General features: G+C 63.7%; 1 protein-coding gene. It reads right to left on the bottom strand.

Annotated elements, in window-relative coordinates; genetic code table 11:
* Positions 1-101: 101 nt before the first annotated feature.
* On the bottom strand, positions 102-965 hold the full coding sequence (locus BZ163_RS00010) for a formylglycine-generating enzyme family protein (protein ID WP_128869315.1): 864 nt from the start codon (positions 963-965) through the stop codon (positions 102-104).
* Between the last annotated feature and the right edge of the window lie 99 nt (positions 966-1,064).

Genomic DNA, 1,064 nt, shown 5'->3' with positions numbered 1-1,064 from the left:
GGATCGCGTGTCGGCGCAGGCGGTGTCACAGGCCACATTGATGTTGGATGTGACGGCCTCTTCGCTGGCAAGCCAGCTCCTACAGGGGGATCGCGTGTGGGTTAAAGGTCGCGCACTATGCGAAAGCCCATCCAGTCGCCGCGCTCGTGCGGGTACTGGCTGTTGCGGTTGCCCGAGCGCGAGAACACCGGGGCTTCACCCCAGTCGTTGCCGCGTATGCGCACCGCTTCGCAATTGGCCTCGACCCAGGCGCTGCCATCGGTGGGGGCGCCGACGTAGTCCGGGTGTTCGCAGTCTTCGACCCATTCATACACATTGCCGTGCATGTCATACATTCCGAATGCGTTGGGCGGGTAGCTGCCCACCGGCGAGCTGTAGCTGAAGCCGTCGGCCGGGCCATAGGTGTTGGCGTGCCTGGCGATGCTGTATGCCTTGCCTTCATCGAACGGGAAGGGGAACGGGCCCTTGGTGCCGCCGCGTGCCGCGTATTCGCGTTGCGCTTCGCTGACCATGCGGTACTGCTGCCCGGTCTTTTTCGACAGCCAGGCGACGTAATCCTTCACGTCATCGAAGTTCATGCATACCGCCGGCTGGCGCGGGCTTTGCGGATAACGTGGCTTGCTGGCGACGCATTCGCGACCCGGCCGGGGGTCGCCATTGGCGATGGTCACGCCACTCTCGCGCACGTAGCTGTCCCATTCGCCGGCGGTGACCTGGAAGCGGCTCATGGCGAACGGCTGGGCAAAGGTCACCTCGTGCATCGGCCCCTCATCGGGTTCGCGCCCGACTTCATCGTCAGGGGTGCCCATGGTGAAGGTGCCGGCGGGCAGTACTACCATCTCCGGGCAATCGCGGCAGTCCTTGAATACCTTGCCGGGTTGCGGGGCGGCAGCGGCTTGGGCGGTGGCGGGCAGGAGGCCGGCGAGGATTGCAGTCAGGGCCAGGGTCAGCAGATTTCGGTTCATGAGGCATCTCGATCAAAGAATAACGGCGCGATAACGAACCCCTGTAGGAGCTGGCTTGCCAGCGAAGGGTCCGTCACATTCAACATCTTTGTTGCCTGT

This window comes from Pseudomonas sp. VI4.1, assembly GCF_002029345.1.
In the GTDB taxonomy this organism is placed as follows: domain Bacteria; phylum Pseudomonadota; class Gammaproteobacteria; order Pseudomonadales; family Pseudomonadaceae; genus Aquipseudomonas.
This window is presented reverse-complemented; position numbering and strand designations above follow the sequence as displayed.